This window comes from Foliimonas ilicis (assembly GCF_039939195.1).
GTDB classification, from domain to species: Bacteria; Pseudomonadota; Alphaproteobacteria; order Rhizobiales; family Rhizobiaceae; genus Foliimonas; species Foliimonas ilicis.
This window is the reverse complement of record NZ_JBDUUH010000013.1, coordinates 154,985-181,557: the sequence shown is the minus strand read 5'-3', so window position 1 is coordinate 181,557 and position 26,573 is coordinate 154,985. Positions and strand designations below refer to the sequence as shown.

Genomic DNA, 26,573 nt, shown 5'->3' with positions numbered 1-26,573 from the left:
CGACACGCCGCGCAAGTGCCTTGGGTTCCAGACGCCAAAGGAGATGTTCAGCCAGCACCTATTGGCTATGGAAAGGCAAAACATGTAGATTTTCGGCCAGCGTTGCATTCAAGCTGGAACCAGCAGGGTGGGTTCAAGGATGAAGTGCGACTTGCAAATGATGCCAATGGGTTATCAGTCGCAAGGAAAACGCAATGAGACGCACCTACTCGCAGATTGGATTGGAAGAACGCCGTAAGATTGCTCGCTGGAGAACTGCTGGCCTCAGCGTCGAGGTCATCGCCGAGAATCTCGGCCGGCATCGCTCAACGATATTTCGGGAAATCGGGCGTAACACGTTCGTCGACGAGAAAATGCCTGAGCTCGACGGCTTGCGTTTCTCGCATGTCAGGCAATCGGTCATCGACCGGATTATCCATGGCTGGTCGCCGCAACAGATCGCCGGCCGTATGCGTCTGGAACGTCACCCGATCTGCGTAAGTCATGAGACGATCTACAAATTCGCATATTCGGCTGACGGGCATGCGATCAAGCTATGGCGGCATCTGCCTGAACGACGACGGAGACGGCGTCCGAGATATGCGCGCAAGCCCAGAAATCTCGTCTTTCCAATAGAATGCGCCATTCGAAACAGGCCTGAAGCCGTCAACTCGCGCAGTGAATTCGGTCACTGGGAGGTGGATCTGATGATCTTCAGGAAAGAGCACGGCTCCGCCAACATTGCCACCGTTGTCGAGCGCAAGAGCCGATACACCGTTCTTTTCCGCAACAACGGGTTCAGCCGGCCATCAATCCGGCGGCACCGCGTCGCCAATAGGCCGCAGCTATGGTCTGGTCACGGCCGAGGCCCATCGCGCCACGCCACTGGTCGCGCACAGTCTTGGCCGCAGATGCTTCCGCGGCGAACCAGCCAAAAGAGGACCCTTCCTGCGGCCACCGCACCGACAAGATCTTTCTTGCCAGCCGTTCGTCTGCACCCGCCGAAATACCGTTCCTTTCCAGCCAGTGCAGTTCGATCTCCGTCGCATTGTTGATCGACTGCCTTTCGCTCTCGTCGGCAATTTCGATGAATGCCACGCCTTTCGTCTTGGGCGGCAGCGTTTCGAGCAGGCGACCAATTGCCGGCAGTCCCGTTTCGTCAGCGCCAAGCACATACCAGTCCGATTGCCGGATCGGTCGCCCGACAGGCCCCATGACGCCGATCTTCTGTCCCGGCTGCGCCTGCAAGGCCCAGGCAGAACCGACGCTTTCGCCTTCGTGAATGAGGAAATCCACATCCATGAAGCCGGCATCAAGGTCGAGCGAGCGGATGGTGTAGACTCGCGCTGTCGGACGTCGCTCGTCAGCCGGCCATTGCGGCAGGCCGTTGCTGCCGAGCGTCGGCCAGATTGGATCGGGAACCGACCGGGTTGGAAACAGCATACGAATGTGCATGCCACCGAATTTGCCGAAACGGCCGAGGTTTTTGCCCGCCAGCCGGATGCGCCGCATATACGGGGTAAGGTTGTCGACCTGGATGACGGTCATCTCGCGGAATTGCGCAAGCTGCGTTTCGTGCGCGAGATCGCCGGTCCAGACAATTTCCGGTTCGTCCTCCTTGGCATAAACCTGCAGCGCGGTGGCAAGCAAATCCTTGATACGGGCGAGGCCGTCACGGTCTCCCGCCTTCGCCCGCATGACCAGTAAACCTGGCTTCATGTCGAAGTATGCATCCCCAAAGGCAAAACGGAATTCGACGCGATGCTGCTCCTGCAGCACGTCGGCATCGAAACTTTGCAGCCTGTCGGTGATCCGGTCGATATAGAGCGGCAGGTTCGGCAAACGGAGTTGCGATTCACAAGTCAGGCTGGTCATCGTTTATTCCTGGATTCAGCCGCCAATGCGGCCGGTCAACGCTATCTTGAATGTCCGCCCCCGTCCCTGCTCAGTCGCGGCTGTCGTCGACCACGAGCTTTGCGGATCGGTATAGGCAGTATTGAAAACATTATCGACGCCAAGATCGAGGCGGGTATGTTCATTGATCTGCCAATTGGCAAAAGCGTTGACGAGATCAAACCCATCATCGACGATCGGAGGATCGTTTGGCCTCGTTCGGCTTGTGCGTGTTATCTTGCCGACGCTTAGATATTGCGCTCCGAGGGTGAGCTTATTGTCCAGCACTCGAAAGCCGACGGTCGCAGAGAAACGGTCGAGCGGTGTGTTGTTGAGCGCCTGTCCCTCATAGATTCCATTCACGACCTCGGCAGCGATCAGCGCACCGGAAAGATTCACGAAGCCCCAGCCATAGTCGTAAACCGCCTCTGCCTCGACGCCCTTGAGGCGCGCATCGCCGATGTTGATGGCCGTGCGGGGCGTGGTCGTCAGGTCGACGTCGATATAGTCCTCAACACTCGTACGAAACACATTCACCTTCGCACGGACGAGGTCGCCTTGCGTCAGCACGTCATTGTATTTCAGGTTGACGCCGGCTTCCCAACTTTTCGCCGTTTCCGGCTGGAGAAGCAGGTTGGGAACGTAGTTGTCGCCGGAACCGTGGGCGCCGCCGCCGCGATAGACGTCCTGCAAGCCCGGCGCGCGATAGCCTTCCGAATAGGTGCCGTAGACCTGGAATCCATCGACAGGGGTAACACCAACCGTGAGACGAGGCGACCAGCGGTCGCCGGAAATCGACGCATCAACAGGCGGCGAGGTCCTCGTTTGACCGTCGAGTTGATAACCGTCATAGCGAACGGCCGCGATCAATTGCAGCCATTCACCATAGTCGCCCTGCCATTGCAGGAAACCGCCATAGCCCTGCTGTTCACCCGCGCCAAAATGAGCGGTGTCGGACTCCCCTTTCAGATAATAGTAGTCGCCTCCGTAAGTGACGGTATTGGCCAAGCCGAATGCCTCGAAGCGCGACGAGTTCTTGACGTTGAAGCCCGTGGTTGCCACCTCGTAGAAGCGGGAATTGCCGATGGCCGACGCTGGCCAGACCTGGGCCTGATCGGCCTTGGTGCGATTGTGATAGACGTTGGCGCTGAAATCGATCAGCTCGTTGCCGTCAGGACGGAAGGTATAGGCTGCGGTATAGGTCTGGTTGACCGTATCGGTGTGATAGCGGCTCAATGTCGGTGAGGTTGATCCACTCGATCCGGTAATGAAGTCGTTGTAGTTCTGGAGGATCATCCCCAGCTTCAGCTCATGTCCATCCGCCGGGCGCAGCGTCGTCTTCAGATATCCGCTCTTCACCCGCTCCCCGGTCCACGGCACCTGATCGCCATTGCCGTCATCATAGGCGTTGCGATCGCGGTAGATGAGATTGCCGATGATGTCGGCATCGTCGCTGAAGCGGTAGGCGCCGGTCGTGCTGGTGGTGAAACCATCGCCATTGCTTTCATAGCCGAGCTTTTCACTCAGCGCCCAGCGTTCCTCCAGCTTGAGAAAATCGCTGGCGTCCTTCGTCTCGAACGAGACCACGCCGCCTATGCCTCCCGATCCGTAGGCATTTGAAACGGGGCCGCGAATGACGGTGACCTCCTTGATAAGTTCCGGCTCGACATAGAAAGAACCCGAACCATGGCCGACGCGCCAGTAGTCCTGACGCGCGCCGTCCAGTGTCACCACCACGCGGCCATATTGCTCCAGGCCGCGAATATTGATCGCAGTAGCTGGATCGTCGCCGTTCATGGAAGCGGCAACGCCGGGCGTAGCACGGAAAATTTCGGCAGCTGTAGTTGCCTGCAAGCGCTCGAGATCTTCGCTATCGACGGAACTGATCGCCGCCAATGCGTCGATGGCTGCGCTCTTCACCATCGTGGCGGAAATCGTGATGAGATCCAGCACGGTAGTCGCCTGCGTCGGCGCCTCTGAAGCAGAGAGCCTGTCTGCTCTGGAAGATGCACCCTCCTGCTCCTGCGCGCTTACGGAGGACGCCGCAAGTGAGCCGAAGACGAACGCCAGCGCCGTGTTCGCCAAAAGTATCTTCCTGATAGTCCGTGTCATCCTGATCGAGCCCCCGAGTCATGAGATGCATGGCTGGCGGTGGCCCATGGCCGTAGCTGGCGACATTGAATTACGCAACCGTCCGGCGGCAGCGATGGTTAGATATTAAAACATGATGACAGAAGTCAACTTTATTCGTATGGCTCGCGAAAATGATCTAATTCTGGATTGGAATGTCATGAACAGCGGTAAAATGCGGAACTTTCGAAGCGGGATTCGATTGGATTTCCCGCACCTTGCAAGCTTCATCTTCATGGCGATTTTCCTGTTCGCCACCGGAATCGGCGGCAAGCACGTCATCGCGGCTGAGGTCGTCGACGCTCGTGGGCATACGATCGAGACTGGCGCGGGGGAGAGGATCGTTACGCTGGGCTCGGATATAACCGAGATAGTCTACGCACTCGGTGCGAGAAATCGCGTCATCGCGGTCGATAGGGGGAGCAAATTTCCGCAGGTCGTAAATTCCAAACCTAATGTGGGCTACCGCCGCAAACTTTCCGTCGAGGGAATCGCCGGGCTTGGGCCAGACCTGATCGTGGCGGCGGAAGACATAGGACCCGCTGAGGCCGTCGATGTCCTGTCATCGCTGGCTATTCCAATGGTGTTCGTTCCGGAAGACAATTCCCCGCAAGGCATCCGGCGCAAGATCGACCTTATAGCGGCGGCGCTTGATCTCCGCACACAGGGCGACCAGCTCGCTCACGACGTGATCGCCGCGTTCGACGCGGCCACTCAGCTAACCGCAAACATACCGCCTGAACGCCGTAAGAAAGTGGTTTTCTTTCATGGGCTCGTGCGACTGACGGCCGCCGGTGCAGGCACCGCCGCCGATGCGATCATCGGCTACGCTGGCGGCATCAATCCAATGGCGGTCGTGGACGGATACAAGGCGGCTTCCGAGGAAAAGCTGATCGAACTGGCACCCGATGTCATTCTGATGATGAGTGACGGCAATGGCGGTCCGACCGAAGACGATGTGTTTTCCACACCAGCCCTGGCCATGACACCTGCCGGCAGGAACCGGGCATTAATCGTGCTCGACGGCGCCTATATGATCGGTTTCGGCCCCCGAACGGCTGATGCGGTGCGTGATCTTGCCCAAGCCTTGTATCCGGATGTTCTGATCGAGGACTAGACGCGTGGAAAGCGCAATTCGAAACTTCGGTTGCCGTATCGTCTGGATTCAGTGGAACGATCAACGACATTTATCCGGCCTGCTACCGCTCTCGGCGACGATGCAGCTTCCGATGCGCGATGACCCGCGTTAGGCAGGCGAGCCGCAAACCGTCCGCGCACGGTCATGGCTTCGCGGATGCTCGCTAGGAACCGAGAGAACGGTGGCGATCGCACTGCAAACAAGGGCTCGAAAGCATGGGTCATGCTGACGAATCAGGAATTGTCGAAACCGACCGCGAATAGTCAGCGCCTTACCAAAATGCGCACAGCATTCGAGGTCCTAAACCGGTTCGGGCACAATCGTCTCCACACGATCGAAGCGTCCGGCTCTTCGTAGCGACAATTTTGCTGATGACCGACCTTTTCCGGCAGTTGAACCGTTTGAGCAGGAGCGGCGAGAACCGACCACCCAGCGGTGGATCGTAGAGATTGATCGACCCGAATGCCGCGCCCGGGCGTCGTCTCTTCCAGATCACGCAGGCTGAGATTGCAGGCAAGGTGCCAACGTATGCACAGCAGGATCAGTGAGCAATCGAAATGATGACCGTAAATTGAGCGCAGGTCAATTTGGGCTAACGTTGCGTCCTAGAGGTCAGGCGCGCGTTCAGCAACAAGAGCATCAGTCGCTTTCACCCGCAACTTAGGCGGTTGGACGAGGGTCACTGAAGCAGGGCTAGCCGCTGAGATCTGCCTGTTCACCCTCTCATTGATTTCCAAGGAACATCGGCGGTGCGCCCGGCTACGCCAATCGTGAAGCACGCCTGAAGAATACCACCGTCGAGCCGATCGACGTCGAAAATGAAGCTCTCAACCTCGGATGCCGAGAAGACGGTGTCGCCGCCATTCATCGTGTCGCGCTGCGGCCTCGCCAAATATTCTGGATGACCGTGGTAGATTAAGTCATTGAGGTTGTCGTCGAACAGGAGTTGGCTGATAAGCAGTTCCTGGCCGCCGACGAGGATGCGCATATGGATGTGTGGCGCCCGGCTCGAATACCAGCCAGGATAGACCGTCAGAAACGAAGCCACACCGTTCGCATCGGTGATCTGCCGGCCGCGCAGGAAGGCAGCGCTGCGAGCAACCTCGTCGTCGGGATTGCACATTGCCTCCGCCCGTCCGGAATAGACGCCGCGGACATCGGCATGCCAGATCTCGACGTCAGCGCCCTCGATCGGATCGCAGTTCCCCGCGTCAACGAGGCGCAGACTGACGCGCATAGGCAGGCCGGTCGCGCCTTCGGTGACATCGAGCCGGATCGGCACGTCGTTCGTGTGGCAAGGGCCAATCGTCTTGTTGGCCGTGACGATACACTGCGGATCAGCGCGAAACGCAGGTGCCGGCAACTCAGCGGGGATTCCGCTCGTGCCCCCGGAGCGAAGTCCGGATACCGACCAGTCGTAAGCCCGCCTTGAGACGGCCTCGCCCGGCCCGCGCGTTCGCAGCAAGGGCACCGACGCAACGGCAGCGGCAGCAAGCAGGGCGCCTCCTGCGATGACCATCGTCCTTCGTTTTACCATCGAGCGTATTCTGCAAGCCGTAGCGCGATAATCCGGAGCCGCATCGCGATCCTCACTGTTCCAATCATGTTGTCCTCCTCATAATTCTGTCTTTCATCCGGCATCCTCACGCTGAGCCGTGCCCTTCCCCGCCATCGTGTCTGCCGGCGTCCGACTCCGCTGATTGATCGTTTGCGCTGTCGGCGAGCGGAAAGGTGACTGTCTGGACGAGGCCCTTAGGGCTTCGGTTCGCAACCGAGACGGCGCCGCCGAAACGTTCGATGATCTCCTTCGCTATGGCAAGGCCGAGCCCTGCGCCCGGAATGGACTTGCGGCGGGAGATATCCACTCTGAAGAAGGGCTCGAACACCTGTCCGAGGAGATCTTCGGGTATCCCCGGCCCCTCGTCGGCAATCGTCACTATGGCGGTCTCGCCTTTTCGCGAAAGGTCGAGCTTTGCGCCCTTGCCATGGGTCGCGGCATTGATAATCAAGTTGCGCAGCGCCCGCTTCAGCGCCATCGGACCGGCAGTGACCGGGAGCGACATAAGTCGAGGCTGAGCCACCTTGTAACCAAGCTCGCCGAGCTCCTCGACAATCTCATGAACAAGACGGTCGAGCCGAACGATTTGCGCTCCGTCCCGATTTGCTTCCTCGCGAACGAGGCGGATGGCGCTGTCGGCGATCTGATCGAGCTCTTCAAGGTCGGCGAACCATTTCTGGCGCTCCTCGTCGTTGGAGATGAACTCGGCTCTCAGCCGCATGCGCGTCATCGGGGTGCGCAAATCGTGCCCCGCAGCCGCCACTAGCCGCATGCGGCTTTCCATCGCCGATTTAAGGCGAGCAGAGAGTCTGTTTAGGGCCTGCGCCGTCGCGCGGAGCTCGCCAGAACCAGCCTCCGGAATATACGGCAGGACGCCATCTGCACCGATCCGTGCCACGGCGGTTTCCAGAAGCTGCAGCGGCCTGATGATTTTCGACGCCGCGAAGATCGAGACAGCGGTGCTGCCGATGACGATGAGCGTGATCCAACCGGCAAGTATCACCCATCCGCCCGGCGCCGGAGCCAGGTCGGGCATTTCCGCAATCAACCAGGTGCCGTCGCCGAGATCAACAGATGCGGCCAACGCAGGTCCATCGGCGCTTTCGGTGACGATGGCCATCCTCTGTTCGCCCGTCTTCTCCAACGACCGCATAAGGAAGCGCGACAACCGTTCCTTTTCGGGTCCGCTGGCGGGCGCGGCCTCCAGGCGCAGGCCGGATGCGACCGCATCCTCCCGGTTGCGCTCGGCCATGGAAACGAGAATGTGAATCTGCCGCGCGATGGGTTCCATCGTCGCCTGCGGCAAGGGAGGTTGCAAAGCCCGGCTTGCAGCGAAGGTAGCGAGGCCAACGACCGTCACGATGGCCAAGATCAGCAGCGCTGTTATACGGTTGCGCAGCGAGTTCATCGTTCAGCCGTCGTTGATTTGACAGTCACGGTGAGCTGGTAGCCACCGTTGCGGACCGTCTTGAAGATCGGGCCGGTTTCGACTTCACCGAGCTTGCGCCGCAGCCGGCTCATCAGCACGTCGATCGACCGGTCCATCGGATCGCGGTCGCGTCCCTGTGTGAGATCGAGAAGCTGGTCGCGCGACAGCAACCTGCCCGGCCGTTCCAGAAACACCGTGAGAAGATCGAACTCGGCCCCGGTCAGTTCGATCTCCTCGCCGCCGCCTCGCCGCGAAACGCGGCGCAATTCGGGATCAGCGTCGAACGCGGCAAAGCTGTAGACCTTCGCTTCGGCCGCGGACGGCTGCTTCTGACCCGCCCGGCGCAGCACAGCCTTGATGCGCGCGACCAGCTCGCGCGGGTTGAACGGCTTGCCCAGATAGTCGTCCGCGCCGATCTCCAGGCCGACGATCCGGTCAACGTCCTCCTTCAGGGCGGTCAGAAGAATGACGGGAATATAGGGGCGGCGGTCGCGCAGGCTGCGGCAGATGTCGAGGCCAGACCCGTCGGGAAGCATCACGTCGAGGACGATGAGGTCCGGATTGCTGTCAGTGATGCGGCTTTCGCATTCCCGGCGATCCGCTGCGGTCGAGACGCGAAAACCCTGCTCGCCGAGATAGCGCGCGAGCAGAGAGCGTATTTCCGGATCGTCATCGACGACAAGGATGTGAGTGATGGTGTTCATCCTCGTGATTTGCCTGATTGTTGCTGTCAAATATAGTCCTCTCAGCAGTTTGATTTGAAGAGTTTTGCAACCGAACCTTGCTCGCCGCTGCTCAGCAACGTTCGTTTACATTGGCGCGAATCAAGAAACGTTTATTCACGACCCAGACCAACTCAAGACACGTCTGCCGCCTACTTTCATGACCGTGAATGAGGATATGAAAGGAAGATCGCATGAGACGCTCCATCCTGGCCACTGGGCTCCTGTCGGCAACCGTGCTGGCATCGACGATTGCACCGTCGTTCTCCGAGGCCTTGGCCTCCAACCCGATACAAGGCGAGCGGTCCATCGTCCGAATCGTCGCCGACAATAGCGATGTGACCGGCAGGGAGCCACTTCGGTTGGCCCAGGCCAATGCGACCGGCGACCGGGAGGACAGGCGGCAGGAGGAACGTCGGCAGTTCCGGCACGGCGCTGAGCGCGCCGGTCCCCAGCGTCATGATCGCGAACACGACCGTCGACCCGCACGGGGCGAACGGCTCGGCGACGAGCGCGGTCCCCGTCATGCCGGCCTCGACCTCGCGGAACGGCTTGCCGCCACGGAGACCTATGTCGGCATCACCGCCGGCCAGCTTGACGCGTGGCGAGCCTATAGCTCGGCCTTGATCGCGTTCTTCGAGCATCCTGAACAGGATCGTGGATCGGGCGGGCCGCACCGTGAGGAACGTCAGCCATCGGCAACAACGCAAGAGCAAAGGCCGCAGCCGGGCGATACCGCATCGCGGCCGCTCCTCGCCGAACGGCTTGCCGACCGCACCATTGCGCAGACAGGGAAAGCGGAGACCTTGAAGGCAGCCGTTGCCGCGTTGCGCTCGGCGCTCAGCGGCGAACAGCTCGACCGTTTGACAAAGGCCGAGCGGGCGTTCGCTCCGCACGATCACCAGCGAGGGCCTGCTGGCAAGGACGCGGGACACCGCGGGCGGCCTGGCGACGACCTTCCCCCGCCCTCCGACGGGGAGTAACCGGTCGCTGCTCGCTACCCCCCGCCCGGCGAGCAGCGCATGCAGCCGCGAATGGCTGCATCCGGGGGCGCATTGGTCGATCCTTGCGCCCCCGGTCAACGGCAACCCCGTCCTGACACGCATCTTTCACTCACAAGGAACAAAGCAATGAAGAAGATCGCAGCAGCGGCGATGGCCGCCCTGATAGGTTTGACGTTGCTCGCCGGCATGGCGCAGGCGCAGAGCCGGACGTCTGCCGAACAGAAGATCGAGCGGCAGTCAGCGCCGAACCAGCAGATCAAGAAGCGCCAGTGGAAGAAGGGCGGCAAATATGGCGGCCAGGGATCGGCTGTCAGCGACCATCGCCAGCACAATCTGAAGGCTCCTCCGAAGGGACATCGCTGGGTGCGCGACGGCAACGATTTCATCCTCGTCGCGATCGGCACCGGCATCATCGCCTCGATCACCAGCAACACCGGGCGCTAGCCGCAAAGCAGTCGCGCAGCAACGCAAACGCGCGAGGGGCTTCGACCCGAAAGGCATGATTATGTTCGACGTTCAATTCCTGCTGACCGCTGCTGCAACGATGTTCGGCTTCGTGAACGCGATGCCGCCGCGACAGATCCTGCGCCATCTGAGAACGGCGTGGTCAAGAGCCTCCGGTCCCGAAACTCCGGCGATCGGAGATAACCGCGTCCACCACAATGGGAAGATCGGAGAGCGACGATGAAGACGGCTCTTGTCATGATGGTGCTGCTCGGCTGCGATTGCGACGGCGTGGAGTGTCAGTATGTCCGAACGATACCCTCGGGCTGGTCGAACATCGAGACCTGCGAGGCCGCGATCGAGCGGCAGATCGCAAGCGAGCAGGCGTCCTATCCGCTTATGACCGCCCATTGCGGTCAACAGACACCGGAACCGGTTGCCGCCCTGCCATCGCAGCCGGACGGAGCGGCTGCCATGCATACGGCGACCGCCTCCAGCGACGACGGGCCAAAGGCTACAAGCGAGGGATGGTCGCTCGGCAGGGCGCGCAAGGAGGCGGCCAAGCTGGTCGACGGTTCTGTCGATTCGATCAGCGGCACCATTGCGTGGGCGGGCGGCGGCAAGGTGCTCGACCTGGCCGGCCGGCTGCGCCCGTGGCGGCAGAAGCCGTGAAAATGGAAAGCCTCTCTTCCCGTCCCCGTAACGGGTTTGCCCGGCAACAGCCAACCCTGATCGGCGAGGATGAGGTCAGGCGCTTCATTGCACAGTTTCTGCTTCGTCTCGGCGCAATACTGTTGGCGATCATGCTCATGGCGCAGGGCGGAAGTTTCGGACCGAAGATGGAGAACACAGGGCACCAGTGTCCAGAGAAACGACAGTGAGTGATAGTGAACACCCTTCCCAAAACGATCGTCATGCTGCTCCTCGCCATCGCTGTCGCGGGTTGCACCGACCGGGAGGACACCCCCGACCGGGCAGATGCCGCCGCGTCTATCGAGGTCGGATACATCGTGATTGAGCCGCAGGCAGTGCCGCGCCGGACGGAACTGTCGGGCCGGGTCGTGGCGCTTGCGACCGCCGAGATCCGCCCGCAGGTGAACGGCATCGTGCAACGCATTGCGTTTCAGGAGGGTCGGCAGGTCGCAGAGAACGAGATCCTCTATGAGCTCAACGACGCGAAGTTCAAGGCTGCCTATGCCTCGGCCGAAGCTGCCCTGAAGAAGGCGCAGGCCGCAACTGTCGCGGCCCAGGCGACGTTCAACCGCAGTGAGACGCTTGCCAAGACCAATGCCGTCAGCGCGCAGACACTCGACGATGCGCGCTCGACGCTGTTGCAGGCTCAAGCCGACGAAGAAGCTGCCAAAGCCGATCTTCAAACGGCGCAGATCAATCTCGACAACGCGATCGTCCGCGCGCCGATCGCCGGCATCATCGGCGTGTCCACCGTCAGCGTCGGGTCCCTCGTCACCGAGAATCAGACCGATGCCATGGCGACGATCCGTCAGATCGATCCGATCCATGTCGATCTGGTGGATTCCAGCGCCAATCTTCTCCGCATTCGCGACGAAGTCGAGGCCGGGCGCCTCGGCCGGGAACGCGGAGCGCCGGCATCCGTCACACTCACCCTGGAGAACGGCAGGGCGTATGCGGAAAAGGGCGAGATGACGCTTGCCGACATGGTGGTCAGCCAGACGACGGGCACTTTTTCGATGCGTGCCCGCTTCCCCAACCCCGATCGTATCCTGATTCCGGGCATGTTCGTGCGGGCTTCGGTCGACCTCGGTTCGATGCCGGGCGCATTCCTCGTCCCGCAACGAGCGGTGACACGTAGCGATGACGGAACCGCGACCGTCTATGTGGTGTCTGCCGACGACAGGGCGACGCAAAAGGCGGTGAGCACCAGCGGCACGGTCGGCAATGACTGGATCGTCATCAACGGCGTTCAGGAGGGCGACAGGCTGATCGTCGACGGTTTCCAGAAGATATCCGACGGGACCGCGGTCAAGGCCGTGGAAGCCGGCATCGACGATGACGGGGTCGTCAAGCAGACCATCTCCACGGAGAAGGAGACGTCGGAATGACTGCCGCCACCGCCCGCAACGCAATCGCCAGCTTCTTCATCGCCCGGCCCGTTTTCGCGATCGTGCTCGCCATCGCTACGCTGCTTTCCGGTGTGATGGGCATCTATTCGCTGTCGATCTCGCAATATCCCGATATTGCACCGGTCACCATCCGCATCAGCGCCACCTACAGCGGCGCGACTGCCGACGCTGTCGAAAACTCCGTGACGAAGAAGATCGAAAGCGCCATGACCGGTCTCGACGGTCTTCTTTATATGGAGTCGACTTCAAGCACCGGATCGGCCTCGATCTCACTCACCTTCACCACCGGCACGGATGCCGAACTTGCTCAGGTCGAGGTGCAGAACAAGCTGTCGCGCGTCGAATCGCAGCTTCCGGACGCCGTTCAGGATCAGGGCGTCCGTGTGAGCCGGTCGCCGTCCGGCATCCTGATGATCGGCAACATCGTCTCCCGCGATGGGCGCTACACATCGGACCAGCTCGCCGACATCATGTCCAGCCAGATCGAGGAGAGGATCGAACGGTTGGACGGCGTCGGCTCGGTTCAGTCCTTCGGCTCGGGCTTCGCGATGCGGATCTGGCTCGATCCCGTGGCGATGCAGAAGTACCAGCTCGTGCCCAGCGACGTGACGTCTGCGATCGGCGCGCAGAATGCACAGGTCGCCGCGGGCTCGATCGGCGCCACACCGGTGATCAAGGGCCAGCAGCTCAAAGCCAGTATCATCGCCCAAACCCAGATGACCTCCGTCGACGAGTTCAAGCGCATAATCCTCAAGACCACGTCCGATGGATCCGTCGTGCGGCTCGAGGATGTCGCCCGCGTCGAGGTCGGGCTGGAGAGCTACGGTCAGAGCTCCAGCTTCAATGGTGTCCCGGCTGCGGGCTTCGGCGTGCAGCTTGCCTCCGGCGCCAATGCGATCACCACGGCGCAACTTGTTCATGCCGAACTGGATGCACTCGCCGGCTCGCTGCCCGAGGGTGTCGAAATCGCCTATTCCTATGAGACGACGCCGTTCGTCGAGCTGTCGATCGAAAAGGTCGTTGAGACGCTAATCGAGGCGGTCATCCTCGTCTTCCTCGTGCTGCTCCTGTTCCTGCAGAACCTTCGCGCCACGTTGATCCCCATGATCGCGGTTCCGGTCGTGCTGCTGGGAACCTTCGCCGTGCTGGCCGCGCTCGGCTATTCGATCAACATGCTGACCATGTTCGCCATGGTGCTGGCGATCGGTCTGCTTGTCGACGATGCCATTGTGGTGGTCGAGAATGTCGAGCGGATCATGCGCGAGGAGAAGGTGTCCGCTCGCGAGGCGACCGAGAAATCCATGGGCGAGATCACCGGGGCGCTGGTCGGCATCGCGTTGGTGCTTACCGCCGTTTTCATACCGATGGCCTTCTTCTCGGGGTCCGTCGGCGTCATCTACCGGCAGTTCTCCGTGACCATCGCCAGCGCCATGCTGCTGTCGGTCCTGGTGGCCATCATCCTAACCCCGGCGCTTTGCGCCATGTTGCTGAAGCCGTCGCATGGCGGGTTCTTCTCCCGCTGGCTTGGTTGGTTCGATCGCGGCTTCGACAGGGCGACGAACCGCTATGCCAGCACCGTCGGCAAGCTCGTGCTGCGGCCGATCCGGATGTTCGCGGTGTTCGGGGCTCTGGTGGCGGCAGCCTATGGTCTCTATACGCAGCTTCCGACGTCCTTCCTTCCGGAAGAGGATCAGGGCGTGCTGATGACGCAGATCTCGCTGCCTGCCGGCGCCAATGCGGCGCGCACCCAGGCCGTAATCGACATGGTCGAGGATTATTATCTGAACCAGGAGAAGGACGCGGTGCAGAGCGTCTTCATGACGCTCGGCTTTGGTTTTTCCGGCAGCGGCGAGAACGCCGCCATGGGCTTCGTGCGCCTCAAGGATTTCGAAGAGCGCACCGACGAGCGTCTGTCCGCATCCGCAGTCGCGCAGCGCGCCTCCGCCCACTTCCGGCAGATCCGCGATGCAGAGGTGTTCGTTCTGGCTCCGCCCGCCATCCAGGGCCTCGGTCAGACGAGCGGCTTCTCGATGTATCTGCAGGATACGGGCAACCAGGGCCGCACCGCGCTCACCGCCGCCAGCAACATGCTTGCCGACAATGCCGCCGGCAACACCGCGATCTCCGACATTCGCGGCAACACAAGGACGCTGGAGGCTCAGCTCAAGATCGACATAGATCAGGAAAAGGCGGGCGCATTCGGCATCGACCTGTCGGCGATCAACAGCCTGATCACCACCGCTTTCTCCGGAACCAACGTCAACGACTTCGTCTACAGAGGCGAGATAAAGCCGGTCTATGTGCAGGCCGACGCGCCGTTCCGCATGCAGCCCGACGACATCAACCGCTGGTTCGCGAAGAACGACAGCGGAGAGATGGTGCCGTTCTCGGCGTTCGCGACAACGCAATGGGTGCAGGGCTCGCCGTCGCTTGCCCGCTTCAACGGCACGGCAGCGGTCTCGATCAACGGCTCGGTCGCGCCAGACGTCAGTTCAGGTGATGCGATGACCGAGGCCGAGAGGCTGGTTGCCGAATTGCCGGGAGGACATACCGCCTCCTGGTCCGGCCTTTCGTATCAGGAGCATCTGGCGGGTTCCCAAGCAGCGATGCTCTACGCGGTGTCGCTTCTCGTCGTCTTCCTTTGCCTTGCCGCTCTCTACGAAAGCTGGTCGATCCCCCTCTCCGTCATCCTCGCGGTTCCGGTCGGGGTGTTCGGAGCGCTGCTCGCCGCCTGGGCCTTCGATCAGTCGAACGACGTCTACTTCAAGGTCGGACTGCTGACGACGATCGGATTGACGGCCAAGAATGCCATCCTGATCGTCGAGTTCGCCAAGGACCTGATGGAACGCGGAAAAGACGCCGTCGAGGCGGTCGTCGAGGCTGCGCGCCTGCGCCTGCGGCCGATCGTCATGACGTCGCTCGCCTTCATCCTCGGCGTATTGCCGCTGGCGCGCTCTACCGGCGCTGGTTCCGCGGCGCAGAACGCAATCGGCATCGGCGTCATGGGGGGCATGATAGCCGCCACCATTCTCGGCGTCTTCTTCGTGCCGCTACTCTTCGTCACGGTGACGACGCTCACATGGCGGAAAGGCGGGATACGCGGACGCGCCCCGGCCGAAGCCCAACCGCAAGCTACCGATATCTGACGCCAATGGGGATCAGGAAAGGGTCAGAACGGGCAGGACCGCGTCTCGCATCCGCCAGTTCATCCCTGCCTTGTCAATAATCGGAGCCTATCAGGCGATCAGCCATGCGGAGCGCTCAATTTGAAGAAGCGCTTGCGAAACCAGTCTCGCAGCATATCCTTCTCGTAAGCCAGACGCTCGCTGGAGTTTCCGATCTCGCGAACGGTGCCAGCCGCCGATTTCCATGGTTGCAATCTCTGCTGCCGATGGCTGAAGACCTTCAGGATCGGCCAGAGATGGAGGGTGCGCCAGCTCGGCACCATAACCGTTGGGCCATGTGCAACCATCTAATGAGGAAGGGCAATGGTCCTTGATTTTTGAGCAGGCACAATCTATATAGTATCTGCGAGTCGGGGGCGCTTCACCCGGCTTACCGAATTAGGATGGACCCCCTGCGGGTCCGTTTTTCGTTTGGAGAGCCTGTGCACCTACTTTACTTGGACGAATCCGGCCATTCTCACGATCCGAGCTCGGAGTTCTTCGTCCTCGCCGGCTTTAGTGTTTTCGAACAACAGACGCATTGGCTTGAGGGGCAGATTGATCCAATCTCTCTACGCTTTAGCACAGCAAATCCACGAGAGATAGAATTCCATGGCAGCCCGATGCGCTCGGGAAAGGATGAATGGAAGGGCGTTCCCCCCAGGACAGGGTTCAAGCCGTCGTTGATATACTGACGCTACTGCCGAGTTCCAACCAAACTAGGTGTTTAGTCCCGGCATTTGGTGGATTGGATTTAGGGTGAAACGTTCTGGCTCGGTTGTAACTACGGGCGCTCTGAAAACAGACTTAGCAGGAGCAGAGCATCTAATGTCCTGCGCAAGAGACGAGATCAATCGTTTGAACAGCTCAGCTCGCGAAGTATTTGATCTCGCGGCGTCTCTTGGTAAACGGTCTGGCAATTGGCACGTTAGCGGTATCGATCCTGAGGGCATTGAACTATCCACGAGCAAGGAAACCGCGCGCCATTGGTTCTCCCGCCGCATCATGGTGGACTAACAATCACCGCCCTATCTCACCGGTCATTTCCGCGGCTGTACAACCCTAACCGATTCCGCCGCGGAATGCCCGGCCCGGCCGATGGTGTCATTTCATCTTTGCAATGCCGGTGCCATCTCTGTCTTGCGTTCACAGAATTTTTAGGTGCGACTTTGCCGGGTGCCAGTGACTTATTTGGACGCATTGAACCGCACATGACGCACCTATTCCCAGCTCGATTTTGATGAACACCGGAAGATCCTGCAGCGATAAGCCGACCGCCGGGCGTGCAACGTCACACGATGAAAATGCCACCTTGCCATCGGTGTACCTGTGCTCGGCACGACTTTTTCACTTGTCCTTGACGTATACGCGGCCGCCGGCCTTCTTCTCCCCTGTGTCTCTTACCTGTGCAAAATAGCCTTTGCGCACGAGATCCATGAATTCGCGGCCGAGCTTCACCTTGTCGCCGACATAAAGTTCGTTCCAGTCCGCGCCATAAATTTCAGGAAAGTGAAACTCCCCCGGGCCAAGCGCCGAGATAGTTTTTTCAATTCTTTTTAATCGTTCCGGCTGCATCGCTTCTTCCCTTACCTTGCTCTTCGGATAACCCGGGGATAAACAACGCCTTTTCCGACAGCAGGAAGGCACCGACTTCGTCCGGTTCGCCCAGTCGGCGGATACCTGCGGATCGACAGTGAGCCCTGCCAATGCTACCGGCAAGGTTCCAAGTGTCGTGGTGGTACATGAGAACCGAGGCCTCCATATCTACGTCGAGGATGTGGTGCGGCGTGTGGCCAAGGCGGATTCGTGACGCTGGCGCCCAACGGGCTGACCTCGAAGGGCAGTTATCCCGGTAATGACACGAAGGCCGCGAGTTGCAGCAACAGGTCGATCCGACAAAGCTGACGAACTATTTCTTCGCGCCCATCGGGTTCCTCATCGCCAGCGACCTCACCACGTACAAGGTGGGAATCTCCGGCTTCTGCTATGGCGGCGGTGGCCTACCCCGAACTAGCGGCCGCGTTTCCATTTTATGGAGGCCAGGATCCGGCCGAGGACGTTCCGAATATCAGGCACCGCTTTTGTTGCAGCTTACCAAGAACGACACCAACGTCAACGCCGGTTGGCCTGCCTATGAGGCGGCGTTAAAGGAGCAGGGCAAGTTTCATGAGGCCCCGCCCGTTATGATGCACCTGCCGAAAAGCTTATGCCGCTTGCAAGTCGCGCTGGGCATGAACTCAAACTGGGTGGGGCTGTCAAAACGGTCATGCCGCGTAGGGCACCCGGAACCACTCCCAGCCGCCCTTCCGATCGGCTTTCCTGCGGTACATTGCCTCGTCAGCGCGCTTCATGAGTTCCTGGAGATTGTCGCCATCCTGGGGATAGAGGCTTGCGCCGATGCTTGCGCCGATGGAAACCACACGCCCTTGAATATGGATGGGCGCCGAAAGCGATGCGCCGATCCGCCAGCAAACCTGCTCGACCTCTCGATGCGCATGAATTCCCGGCAGAAGCACCACGAACTCGTCACCACCAATCCTGCACACGAAGTCCCCGGCCCGAACGCTCTCCCGAAGGCGATCTGCAACAGCCACCAAAGCGGCATCGCCAGCGTCGTGCCCGAGACGATCGTTGATCGCCTTGAAGCCGTCCAGATCGATCAGCAAAAGCGACGAAATACGGAACGGGTCAGCTGTTTGCATCTCGTCCAGCCAACGTTCCTGAAGTTGGCGCCTGTTGGGAAGCCCGGTCAATACGTCCTCAAGCGCGATCCGGCGCAGCGCGTCCTCGGCGCGCTTCCTGTCCGTGATGTCCTCGAACGTCGCGATCCCGACCGAGATTTCATGCAGCATGATTCCGCGATGCTGGACTGTCTTAAGGCTCCCATCGGCGCAACGGATCTCGAGTTCCTGAGCCGCGCCCTCAGAGATGCTTACACCTTCGGTGAGCCGGAGCTCTTCCCAGTAAGTCCGCGCAGCAACCCGATCTTCGGCGCGCGGATAGAGTGTCTCGATCCATTCGTCGATGCTTTGCAGGTCTCCGGCGCGATAGCCGAAAGTGCGCGTCAGCGAACGGTTCATGAACTTGATCCGTTGATCAGGCAGCGTCGCCCAGGAAATCGGCGTCGGAACGGCATCCAGGATGATATGCAAATCCCGGTAGGAAAGGATTGCTCCCTCCGCAGCACGATCCAACAATTCTCTCACTTATGCCTCCCGATGCACTTTATACGTCTCTTTGGATATATTGTCTTTGCCGCGCGGTTGCCAGATCGTCATGAATACAATTGAGCAAATATAATGGCGCTTTCGGCAAATGGAGCGCGGTGCAAAAAAATGGGCAAATCAGTTTGCGGACGAAGGCGCCTCCAGTTTCGTCTTAGGAGCCGCGGCTTCTTCGGCAGACTGAGATTTGCTGACCAAAGGCAATCTGAACCCGCCTTTCGTTTGACGACGAGAACACCTCGAGCTGACGGACCATCAGCGTCCGACCGCATTTGATGACACGGCAGACGGCTTCGACGAAATTGCCTTGAGCGGGGTACAGAAGGTTCAGCTTGAACTCGACGGTGTCGGGACGTTCGTAATTTCGGGGAACAGGGTGAACCCAACGTATCTGCCTGCGCTATCGGCGATTACGGTTTTTGCCCTGATACTTGGATGAGCCAGCAGTTTGCAAACCCTGTAAGTGATCTTCGAAGACCAGGCGATGGAGTCCGGTCTCGGCGCCTTTCCTGTCAGAGAAATCCTCGAAGGAGGCGATAGTGACGCGGATCTCATATGGAGGATGCCGCGATACAAAGAACTTCGATTTCGAGTGCGCCGGTATTACGATCGTCGCTGGCGGCGGCTATTCAGAGCTTTTGCCAGCGATCATGCGTTTGCGAATGGTGCTCCGCGTGCACATTGGTCTTCTCGGTCCAGTCGCTGACAGTTGGAAACGCACTATCCGGGTAGCCGAACAGATTTCGGACACAGGTTGGTGCACCTGAGTTCACCGTCATTCCTCCGTGAACTTTTTTCGCTATCCGAGCATAATACTTTTACTGCCGTCCCACTGCGTTCCTGCAAGATTTCGAACGAAGTTTATGATTTCGGAAATGGCTTGCACTCGATGGGAAAATCCTCGCCTTCCCCTGAGATTAATATGGCAATTCGAGCACCGGTCAGCTGCGCCTTTACCGGACCAGGGCGATAGGAAAGCATTCATCGGCCCAGTAAATATCGCGCTCGACGGGTGCAACGATAAGCAGTCTGCTTTTTCCGATCGCTTTCATGGTCGGCTCTGCCGACATCCATGGTCAATCTTGTCTTCAAACCGACGGAGCGAAAGCTTGATCGTTTACGGCCTTGAAGCCATCAAGGTCGAGACAGGACGCAGCACGGGACCACCTTGCGCGTGCGCCTGGCACCGCAAGCATTCATCGCGAAAACAGGATCGGGCGCTCAACTTGGTCTAGGATGGTGCATGTGGCGCTTCCGAAGACAAACTCGCTGACCCTGGACTGGCCATAGGCGCCCATGACGATCATGTTGGCACCAACCGTGCTTGCGTGATCTAGAAGGGCCGCGCCAGCATCTTCCGCCTCCAAACGATGCAACGTCACGGCAACGCCATTGCGTGCGAGGTGATGGGAGATATCGGCACCCGGCTCCTGTCCGAGCAGACGCATGATCTTCGGCTCGGGAACCACCACGAGATGGACCGCACTTGCGGCTTGGAGGAACGGCATCGCATCGGCGATTGCGCGAGCCGCTTCTCGGCTGCCGTTCCATCCCAACACGACCTTTCGGGAGAGCAGTTCTCCCGACCATTGTTTGGGAAGCAGAAGGGTCGGACGACCCGATGCGAAGATCACATCCTCGGAGAGGCTAAGCGCACTTGTAGGGCGCTCGACGCTTCTGTCCGAGACGAGAACTGCAAGGCTGGAATGACGCGCATGTAGCATCAGAGGCTCGCCAGATTCATCGACGCAGTCACGCACCTCAACGGAAAAATCGTACTGTGTCCTAAGGTGCTTGAGGAGACCGCGGAGTCTGTCGAGGGCAGCAGCATTCCGCTCCGCGACGCTCGCATCCATATCGGCAATCGCACCTCCGCGAACGAAGCCGGCATGGCGTAAATAACCGATGTTTTGCGGCACAAACGCAATGTTGAGATGCGTCTGCCAAGCCGCAGCCAGAGCCGTACAGGTTGTAAGCGCAGCTTCGAAGGCATCGACGGCATCCGCTTCGAGGTAGGTAACGATATCTTTCGGCGTGGACATGAGGACCTCGGCGGTTTGGGGTGGACTTATCTCAGGAAGGCTCGGAACCTCTTCAGAGCAATTGCGAACAGGGCAGAGCCAATGAGAAGCAGCATCAAAAGCTGCGGCCAGACGACGTCGAGTCCCGCGCCACGGAACAGCACCGACTGGGCAAGGATTACAAAGTGGGTGTTGGGTGCGGCCAGCATGATCCACTGAATGATCTCCGGCATGCTTTCGCGCGGCGTCGACGCGCCTGACAGGACCTGGAGAGGCACCAGCACGAGCATGAGTAGAAGCCCGAACTGCGGCATCGAGCCGGCAATCGTTGCAAGGAAGATACCGAGTGAAGTCGTCGCGAAAAGCAGGAGCCCGGTTCCGACAAGAAACAGGGATACCGACCCCGTGACCGGAATTTGTAGCAGACCCTGGACGACGACGACGAGCGAGAACACGGTGGCCGCAAAAACGACCAGGCCCATAGACCACACCTTGCTGACCATAATCTCGAGCGGCGTCACCGGCATCACGAGCAGGTGCTCGATGGTGCCGTGCTCGCGTTCACGGATCAGCGCAGCTCCGGCAAGCACTATGGACAGCATGGTTATGCTGTTGAGGATGCTCATGATCGCGCCGAACCAGCCCTTGTTGAGCCCGGGATTGAAGCGGGCGCGGAGATTGAGCTCCACCGGAAAAGCGGTGTCGGCGCGATATCGGTTGACGAACTCCGACACCTCGCCGGAAACGATGCTCTGGATGTAGCCGCTACCGCTGAACGCCTGCACCATGCGGGTCGCGTCGACATTGAGCTGTATCGACGGTGACTTTCCTGCGAGCACGTCGCGCTGGAAGTTCGGGGGAATGTCGAGAGCGAAGGTGTCAAGACCGTTGTCCATCCGCACATCCATCTCGGCCGCCGTGATCGACTGCGGTTTCATGAAGAACGGCTCGTAGAAGGACGTCGCTATCCGCCCTGAAAGCGGGGACTGGTCCTCATCGACGATAGCGATGGTCGCGCGGTTAAGTGTCTCCGGCGACGAGGTCGCCGACATGGACACAGATGCCGTGAACGACAGCACGATCAGCACCAGCATGATGGGATCGCGCATGAGGCCGCGCAATTCCTTGATGCCGAGCTGGGCGATGTTCGAGGACAGCATCGTCACTTCTCCTGCTTCTTCAGGAGCGTCACACCGACGAGGAGCAACACGGGAACGGACAGGAACAGCGGCAGGAAAGCGTCGCCCAGTTCCTCGAAGCCCAGTCCCTTGGAAAACACGCCGCGCGAAATCGTGGTAAAATGCGTTGCGGGGTAGATCTGGCCGATGAAGGCGCCGACACCCTCAAGCGAAGAGACCGGATCGATCAGCCCCGAATACTGCACGGCCGGAAGAAGCGTCAGCAGGGCCGTGGAGAAAATGGCGGCGATCTGGCTCTTCATGAAGGAGGAAATGACCAATCCCATTGCCGTCGCGGCGGTCACGTACAAAAACGCGGCAACGATGAACGCAAGGCCGCTACCCGTAAACGGCACCTGGAAAAGGAATACCGCGACGAACCACATCAGCAGGAAATTGATCATCGCCAGCGCCACATAGGGCATCTGCTTGCCGATAAGGAACTCCAGCCTGGTGACGGGCGTGACGTAGAGGTTGGTGATCGAGCCCAGCTCCTTTTCGCGCACGACGCTGAGCGCCGTCAGCATTGACGGGATCAGGAGAAGAAGCAGCGGAATGACTGCCGGGGCCATTGCGACAAGGCTCTTGATGTCTGGATTGTAGCGGTATCGGATTTCGAGGTTGAAGTCGGTGTGGGCCGCGGCCCTGCCATAGGCTTCACGGGCAAGCGTTGCCAGCCAGCTCCCGTGCATGCCCTGGACATAGCCGCTGACGGTCTCGGCGCGCTGGGGATTGGAGCCGTCTATCCATGCGCCGATCTGAACCGCGTTGCCGCGCAGAACGCTGCGACCGAATCCCGGCGGGATTTCGAGGGCGAGGCTGAGCTCGCCGTTGCGCATGCGCCGATCCATGTCGGCATAATCGGTGATCGGTTCCTTCTCGATGAAGTAGCGCGATCCGGACAGCTCGTTGACGTATTGCCGGCTGATCGTCGAATCGTCCCGATCGAGCACCGCGAACGTCAGATCCTCGACGTCCATGTTGATGCCAAGGCCGATCACCAGCATCAGGATCATCGTGCCCAGAATAGCTATCGTCGCCCGGATCGGGTCCCGCTGCAGCTCCAGCGTCTCGCGCCGCGCATAGCTGAACATGCGTCGCGGGTCGAAATTGCGGCGAACGGACGAGATCGGCCGGGTTCCGGGGGGCGGGGAAGCCGGCTCGTCCGTCGCCTCAGATCGCACCGAAAGCGGCGCAGACTGTTTGGTGGTGTCTGCGATCGCATCCTCGAGATAGGCGATGAACGCATCATCGAGGCTCGACGCACCTTTCCGTTCGATGATCCCGGCCGGCGTATCGCTGACCAGCACCTTGCCGGCATGCATGAGCGAGATGCGATCGCAAAGCTGCGCCTCGTTCATGAAATGCGTCGACACGAAAATCGTGACTCCGTCCTTGCGCGACAGGTCTGCGAGGATCTGCCAGAAGGCGTCGCGCGCCACGGGGTCGACACCCGACGTCGGCTCGTCGAGGATGAGCATATCGGGCGCATGGATCATGGCGACGGCAAGCGAAAGACGCTGTCGCATGCCAAGCGGTAACGCGTCCGGCAGGACATCCAATACCGCGTGCAGATCGAAGCGCCCGGCCATATCATCGATCCGGGTCGGGATCTTTGCCGCGTCCATCTTGAACAGGCGGGCATGGAGGTCGAGATTCTGCCGGACCGTCAGTTCGCCGTAGAGAGAGAAGGCCTGGGTCATGTAGCCGACCCTCTTGCGCACTTCCATGTCGTTCGGAGCGACCTCGCGCCCGAACAGCTTCGCCGTGCCTTCGCTAGCCGCCAGCAGACCCGTGAGCATCTTCATCGTCGTGGTCTTGCCGCAGCCGTTCGAGCCGAGAAAACCGAAGATCTCACCGCGCGGGATCTGAAAGCTCACATTGTCGACGGCGGTGAAATCGCCGAAGCGCATGGTAAGGTTCTCCGCCTCGATGGCGAACTCCTCCTCGCCCCTGAATGTGATCGGCGCGATTTCGACCTTGTGGTGGTCCTTGCGGTCTTCCTCCGGCAGGAGCTGGATGAACGCGGCATCGAGATTGTCCGTGCCGGTCCGTTCCAACAGATCGGCCGGCGTTCCTGTCGCAAGTATCTGGCCAGCATTCATCGCGACCAGCCAGTCATAGCCTTGCGCCTCTTCCATGTAGGCGGTGGCGACGATGACGCTCATACCCGGCCGCTCGGCGCGGATGCGGTCGATCAGTTCCCAGAACTGCCGGCGCGACAGCGGATCGACGCCCGTCGTCGGCTCGTCGAGGATGAGCAGGTCAGGGTCGTGGATCAGAGCGCAGCACAGGCCGAGCTTCTGCTTCATGCCGCCGGAGAGTTTTCCCGCAGGCCGATCGCGGAAGGGAGCCAGTCCCGTGCTTTCGAGAAGGTCGGCAATGCGTGACTCGCGCTCGGCACGATCCTGCCCGAAGAGCCGGCCGAAGAAATCGACGTTCTCAAAGATGGAGAGTGTGAAATAGAGGTTCTTGCCGAGGCCCTGCGGCATATAGGCGATGCGCGGGCAGGCCTGGCGCCGGTGCGCGCCGTCACGCATGTCGCCATCCAGCACATGCAGGCTGCCTGCCTGCATCCGGCGCGCACCGGCTATCAGCGACAGCAGGCTTGATTTGCCGACGCCGTCGGGACCGATCAGTCCCACCATGCGTCCGGCGGGGATGTCGAGGGACACGCCATCCAGAGCCCTGGTTCCGCCATAGGTCAGTTCCAGGTTCTCGAAACGGATGACGGGAGGCGCATGCCTTTCGTCATCGCCCGGCGTCATTGCGCGGCTTTCCTTTCAAGAAAGGCAGGCCACACGGCGTTCGGATCGATACGTACATAGGCCATGCCCGGCACGCCCGTCTTCACCAACTCGATATATTGCCTCAGAAGTTCGGCCGGGATACGCGCCCTGATGCGGAACATCAGTTTCTGGCGCTCTTCCTCGGTCTCGACCGTCTTCGGTGTGAACTGTGCAACGTTGGCGACAAAGGAAACAGTGGCCGGGACAACGTATTGCGGCGCTGCATCGAGCACGAGGCGGACCTCTGATCCAAGGGCGACCCTGCCCGCCTGCTCCGTGGGCAGGAAGAAAGTCATGTAGACGTCCGACACGTCAACCATGTTGATGACGCGGCCGCCGCTGGCCAAGACCTCGCCCGGCTGCGCCACCCGAAACTGGACCCGGCCGTCGCGCGGCGACTTGAGCGTGCTGTCGGCGATATCTGTCTCGATGCTCTCGATCGCGGCCCTGGCGGCATCGACCCCAGCCTCTGCATCGACCACCATTGCTTTCGACGCGCTGATAGCCGCGTCGGAAGCAGCAAGCTGCGCCTGTGCGGCACCCAGATTGGCGCGGGCGCCACGTGCGGCCGCGCGGTCATCATCGAGAATTTGCCGTGAGATTGTATTGCTCCGGACCAGTTGCTCGGAACGCGCCAGCTTGCCCGCAGCGGATTCCAGTTCCGCCTGTCGCTGCTCGATCACAGCGAGCGCCGTGCCTTTCTCGGCCTCTCGCTGAGTGACAAGGCTGTTTGCGGTTTCGATGCCGATCTCCGCGCGCCGCAACTCGGCCTGCGCCTGCCGCTTGCGCGCTTCCAACTGACTGGTATCCATCACCGCAAGCTGCTGTCCGGCATGGACAAAGTCGCCCTCATTGACGAGGATGTCGCTCAGGCGCCCGCCTGTCTTGGCGGAAATATCGATCTCAACCGCCTCGAGCCGCCCGTTGCCGCTGGCAAAGCCCTCCGGCAGGCCGGTATCGTTGACCTGCTGCCAAGCGTAGTAACCTCCGGCTGCCGCAACCGCGATCACGAGCGCAACCAGCCATCCCTTGCCCGGCAGTTTCATGGTAAGGCTCCCAGCGCCGATCGCGCCTTGAGCGGCGCACTAATTCTACTAGTCAAGCAAAAACACAGAGGAGATGCTAAGTCAACGACGGTTGACTTAGCATCTCCTCTTGAGCGACATTCGGGCCAATAAAGGAACACACTATGCCAAATCGACCGCCACGTGGAGAAGGCATCACACGCCAGCGTATTCTCGAAGCTGCGATTAAGCGGTTCGGACAGCATTCCTACGACGATACGAGTCTCCGCGACATTGCCAATGACGTTCACGTCGATGTCGCTTATGTGCACCGGAGCTTCGGATCCAAAGAGAAACTATTTCTGGAAGCTCTCCGGGCGGCATCGAAAGAAATCGATCTTTCCAGTGTAGAACGTGAGAATCTCCCTGGCTATCTGGTAAGAACGGTTTTCGATCAACCCCGCGGCAAGCTTGTTCCGGACACAAGTGCGTTCGATATAGTTACTCGCTCGCTTTCCAGCCCTCACGTCTCCGGCTTCCTGAGCCAACGTATTCAGGACGAATTTGTCACGCCCCTTGCGAGAAAGTTCGGGAATCCAGACGGTACTCGCGTACTGATGGTGATGTCACTTCTTGTCGGGTTCGGTTTGTTGCGCGATTCTCTGAAATTGCCCGTAGCGGTGGAGCTAAGTGACCAGCAGGCCGAATTTGCGCTTATCAGAACGATCCGGGAAATCGCGACCAGTTCAAACATCTCATCGACAGCCGAGTGCCCGTGAAATGGACGATCAGAA

23 protein-coding genes and 3 pseudogenes are annotated in these 26,573 nt (G+C 60.1%); 11 read left to right on the top strand and 15 right to left on the bottom strand.

Annotated elements, in window-relative coordinates:
• The coding region (locus tag ABFT80_RS23770; protein WP_347974412.1) for a hypothetical protein at positions 1–198 on the top strand (198 nt) is incomplete at its 5' end.
• Positions 195–773: pseudogene (locus ABFT80_RS23765) on the top strand (IS30 family transposase); the annotation flags it as partial. The gene ABFT80_RS23770 and the pseudogene ABFT80_RS23765, both read left to right, overlap by 4 nt.
• 4 nt (positions 774–777) lie before the next feature.
• Here ABFT80_RS23765 and ABFT80_RS23760 read toward each other — a convergent pair.
• Both ABFT80_RS23760 and ABFT80_RS23755 read right to left on the bottom strand, forming a co-directional pair.
• A complete protein-coding gene (locus ABFT80_RS23760; protein WP_347974411.1) occupies positions 778–1,854 on the bottom strand; it encodes a siderophore-interacting protein in 1,077 nt (358 codons plus the stop codon).
• A 15-nt stretch (positions 1,855–1,869) separates the two neighbouring features.
• On the bottom strand, positions 1,870–3,957 hold the full coding sequence (locus ABFT80_RS23755) for a TonB-dependent hemoglobin/transferrin/lactoferrin family receptor (RefSeq protein ID WP_347974410.1): 2,088 nt from the start codon (positions 3,955–3,957) through the stop codon (positions 1,870–1,872).
• A 247-nt stretch (positions 3,958–4,204) separates the two neighbouring features.
• On the opposite strand from ABFT80_RS23755, the gene ABFT80_RS23750 reads away from it, so the two are divergent.
• Complete coding sequence (locus ABFT80_RS23750) at positions 4,205–5,119, top strand: heme/hemin ABC transporter substrate-binding protein (RefSeq protein ID WP_347974409.1); 915 nt, start codon at positions 4,205–4,207, stop codon at positions 5,117–5,119.
• Positions 5,120–5,513: 394 nt separating this feature from the next.
• On the opposite strand, the pseudogene ABFT80_RS23745 reads toward ABFT80_RS23750, so the two are convergent.
• From ABFT80_RS23745 to ABFT80_RS23730, 4 genes and pseudogenes are all read right to left on the bottom strand, one after another.
• Positions 5,514–5,712: pseudogene (locus tag ABFT80_RS23745) on the bottom strand (IS6 family transposase); the annotation flags it as partial.
• Positions 5,713–5,855: 143 nt separating this feature from the next.
• Positions 5,856–6,677 carry a dioxygenase family protein gene (locus ABFT80_RS23740; RefSeq protein ID WP_347974408.1) on the bottom strand — a complete coding sequence of 274 codons (822 nt, stop codon included), beginning with the start codon at positions 6,675–6,677 and terminating at the stop codon, positions 5,856–5,858.
• Between the two features lie 106 nt (positions 6,678–6,783).
• Complete coding sequence (locus ABFT80_RS23735) at positions 6,784–8,106, bottom strand: ATP-binding protein (RefSeq protein ID WP_347974407.1); 1,323 nt, start codon at positions 8,104–8,106, stop codon at positions 6,784–6,786.
• Positions 8,103–8,831, bottom strand: coding sequence for a response regulator (locus tag ABFT80_RS23730; RefSeq protein ID WP_347974406.1), 729 nt, complete (start codon positions 8,829–8,831; stop codon positions 8,103–8,105). The genes ABFT80_RS23735 and ABFT80_RS23730 overlap by 4 nt, the downstream gene beginning before the upstream one ends.
• A 212-nt stretch (positions 8,832–9,043) precedes the next feature.
• Between ABFT80_RS23730 and ABFT80_RS23725 the strand changes: the two genes are divergently transcribed.
• The 5 genes from ABFT80_RS23725 (at position 9,044) to ABFT80_RS23705 (ending at position 15,545) form a co-directional block, all read left to right on the top strand.
• Entirely contained in the window at positions 9,044–9,832 is a 789-nt protein-coding gene (locus ABFT80_RS23725; protein ID WP_347974405.1) for a hypothetical protein, read from the top strand.
• A gap of 147 nt (positions 9,833–9,979) precedes the next feature.
• Positions 9,980–10,297 (top strand): RcnB family protein, encoded by a 318-nt coding sequence (locus ABFT80_RS23720; RefSeq protein WP_347974404.1) that lies wholly within the window; start codon positions 9,980–9,982, stop codon positions 10,295–10,297.
• Between the two features lie 240 nt (positions 10,298–10,537).
• Positions 10,538–10,969, top strand: coding sequence for a hypothetical protein (locus ABFT80_RS23715; protein WP_347974403.1), 432 nt, complete (start codon positions 10,538–10,540; stop codon positions 10,967–10,969).
• Positions 10,970–11,184: 215 nt separating this feature from the next.
• A complete protein-coding gene (locus ABFT80_RS23710; protein ID WP_347974402.1) occupies positions 11,185–12,378 on the top strand; it encodes an efflux RND transporter periplasmic adaptor subunit in 1,194 nt (397 codons plus the stop codon).
• Between the two features lie 23 nt (positions 12,379–12,401).
• Positions 12,402–15,545: an efflux RND transporter permease subunit gene (locus ABFT80_RS23705; protein ID WP_347974429.1), complete on the top strand. Its 3,144-nt coding sequence runs from the start codon at positions 12,402–12,404 to the stop codon at positions 15,543–15,545.
• Between the two features lie 98 nt (positions 15,546–15,643).
• Here ABFT80_RS23705 and ABFT80_RS23700 read toward each other — a convergent pair whose 3' ends face one another.
• On the bottom strand, positions 15,644–15,847 hold the full coding sequence (locus tag ABFT80_RS23700) for a hypothetical protein (protein ID WP_347974401.1): 204 nt from the start codon (positions 15,845–15,847) through the stop codon (positions 15,644–15,646).
• Positions 15,848–15,967: 120 nt separating this feature from the next.
• Between ABFT80_RS23700 and ABFT80_RS28155 the strand changes: the two genes are divergently transcribed.
• Positions 15,968–16,258 carry a DUF3800 domain-containing protein gene (locus ABFT80_RS28155; RefSeq protein WP_455189995.1) on the top strand — a complete coding sequence of 97 codons (291 nt, stop codon included), beginning with the start codon at positions 15,968–15,970 and terminating at the stop codon, positions 16,256–16,258.
• 652 nt (positions 16,259–16,910) lie between these two features.
• Here ABFT80_RS28155 and ABFT80_RS23695 read toward each other — a convergent pair.
• Together ABFT80_RS23695 and ABFT80_RS23690 are read right to left on the bottom strand one after the other, a co-directional pair.
• On the bottom strand, positions 16,911–17,138 hold the full coding sequence (locus tag ABFT80_RS23695) for a DUF1413 domain-containing protein (RefSeq protein WP_347974400.1): 228 nt from the start codon (positions 17,136–17,138) through the stop codon (positions 16,911–16,913).
• Positions 17,110–17,307: a hypothetical protein gene (locus tag ABFT80_RS23690; RefSeq protein WP_347974431.1), complete on the bottom strand. Its 198-nt coding sequence runs from the start codon at positions 17,305–17,307 to the stop codon at positions 17,110–17,112. Before ABFT80_RS23690 ends, ABFT80_RS23695 begins: the two co-directional genes overlap by 29 nt.
• Here ABFT80_RS23690 and ABFT80_RS23685 point away from each other — a divergent pair.
• Positions 17,254–17,737, top strand: a pseudogene (locus ABFT80_RS23685) (dienelactone hydrolase family protein); the annotation flags it as partial. The gene ABFT80_RS23690 and the pseudogene ABFT80_RS23685 sit on opposite strands and share 54 nt — an antisense overlap.
• 90 nt (positions 17,738–17,827) lie before the next feature.
• Here the strand turns inward: ABFT80_RS23685 and ABFT80_RS23680 are convergent.
• The 6 genes from ABFT80_RS23680 to ABFT80_RS23655 all read right to left on the bottom strand — a co-directional run bounded on the left by ABFT80_RS23680 (position 17,828) and on the right by ABFT80_RS23655 (position 25,815).
• Positions 17,828–18,769: a sensor domain-containing diguanylate cyclase gene (locus tag ABFT80_RS23680; RefSeq protein ID WP_347974428.1), complete on the bottom strand. Its 942-nt coding sequence runs from the start codon at positions 18,767–18,769 to the stop codon at positions 17,828–17,830.
• A gap of 647 nt (positions 18,770–19,416) precedes the next feature.
• Entirely contained in the window at positions 19,417–19,560 is a 144-nt protein-coding gene (locus ABFT80_RS23675) for a hypothetical protein (RefSeq protein WP_347974399.1), read from the bottom strand.
• A gap of 423 nt (positions 19,561–19,983) precedes the next feature.
• Positions 19,984–20,829 carry a universal stress protein gene (locus ABFT80_RS23670; RefSeq protein WP_347974398.1) on the bottom strand — a complete coding sequence of 282 codons (846 nt, stop codon included), beginning with the start codon at positions 20,827–20,829 and terminating at the stop codon, positions 19,984–19,986.
• A gap of 26 nt (positions 20,830–20,855) precedes the next feature.
• Entirely contained in the window at positions 20,856–21,968 is a 1,113-nt protein-coding gene (locus ABFT80_RS23665) for an ABC transporter permease (RefSeq protein ID WP_347974397.1), read from the bottom strand.
• A 2-nt stretch (positions 21,969–21,970) separates the two neighbouring features.
• Positions 21,971–24,754, bottom strand: a complete 2,784-nt coding sequence (gene rbbA / locus ABFT80_RS23660; protein WP_347974396.1) for a ribosome-associated ATPase/putative transporter RbbA — start codon at positions 24,752–24,754, stop codon at positions 21,971–21,973.
• Positions 24,751–25,815, bottom strand: a complete 1,065-nt coding sequence (locus ABFT80_RS23655; RefSeq protein ID WP_347974427.1) for an HlyD family secretion protein — start codon at positions 25,813–25,815, stop codon at positions 24,751–24,753. Before ABFT80_RS23655 ends, rbbA begins: the two co-directional genes overlap by 4 nt.
• A 149-nt stretch (positions 25,816–25,964) precedes the next feature.
• Here ABFT80_RS23655 and ABFT80_RS23650 point away from each other — a divergent pair, with 149 nt between their 5' ends.
• Positions 25,965–26,558: a TetR family transcriptional regulator gene (locus ABFT80_RS23650; RefSeq protein ID WP_347974395.1), complete on the top strand. Its 594-nt coding sequence runs from the start codon at positions 25,965–25,967 to the stop codon at positions 26,556–26,558.
• Positions 26,559–26,573 lie beyond the last annotated feature (15 nt).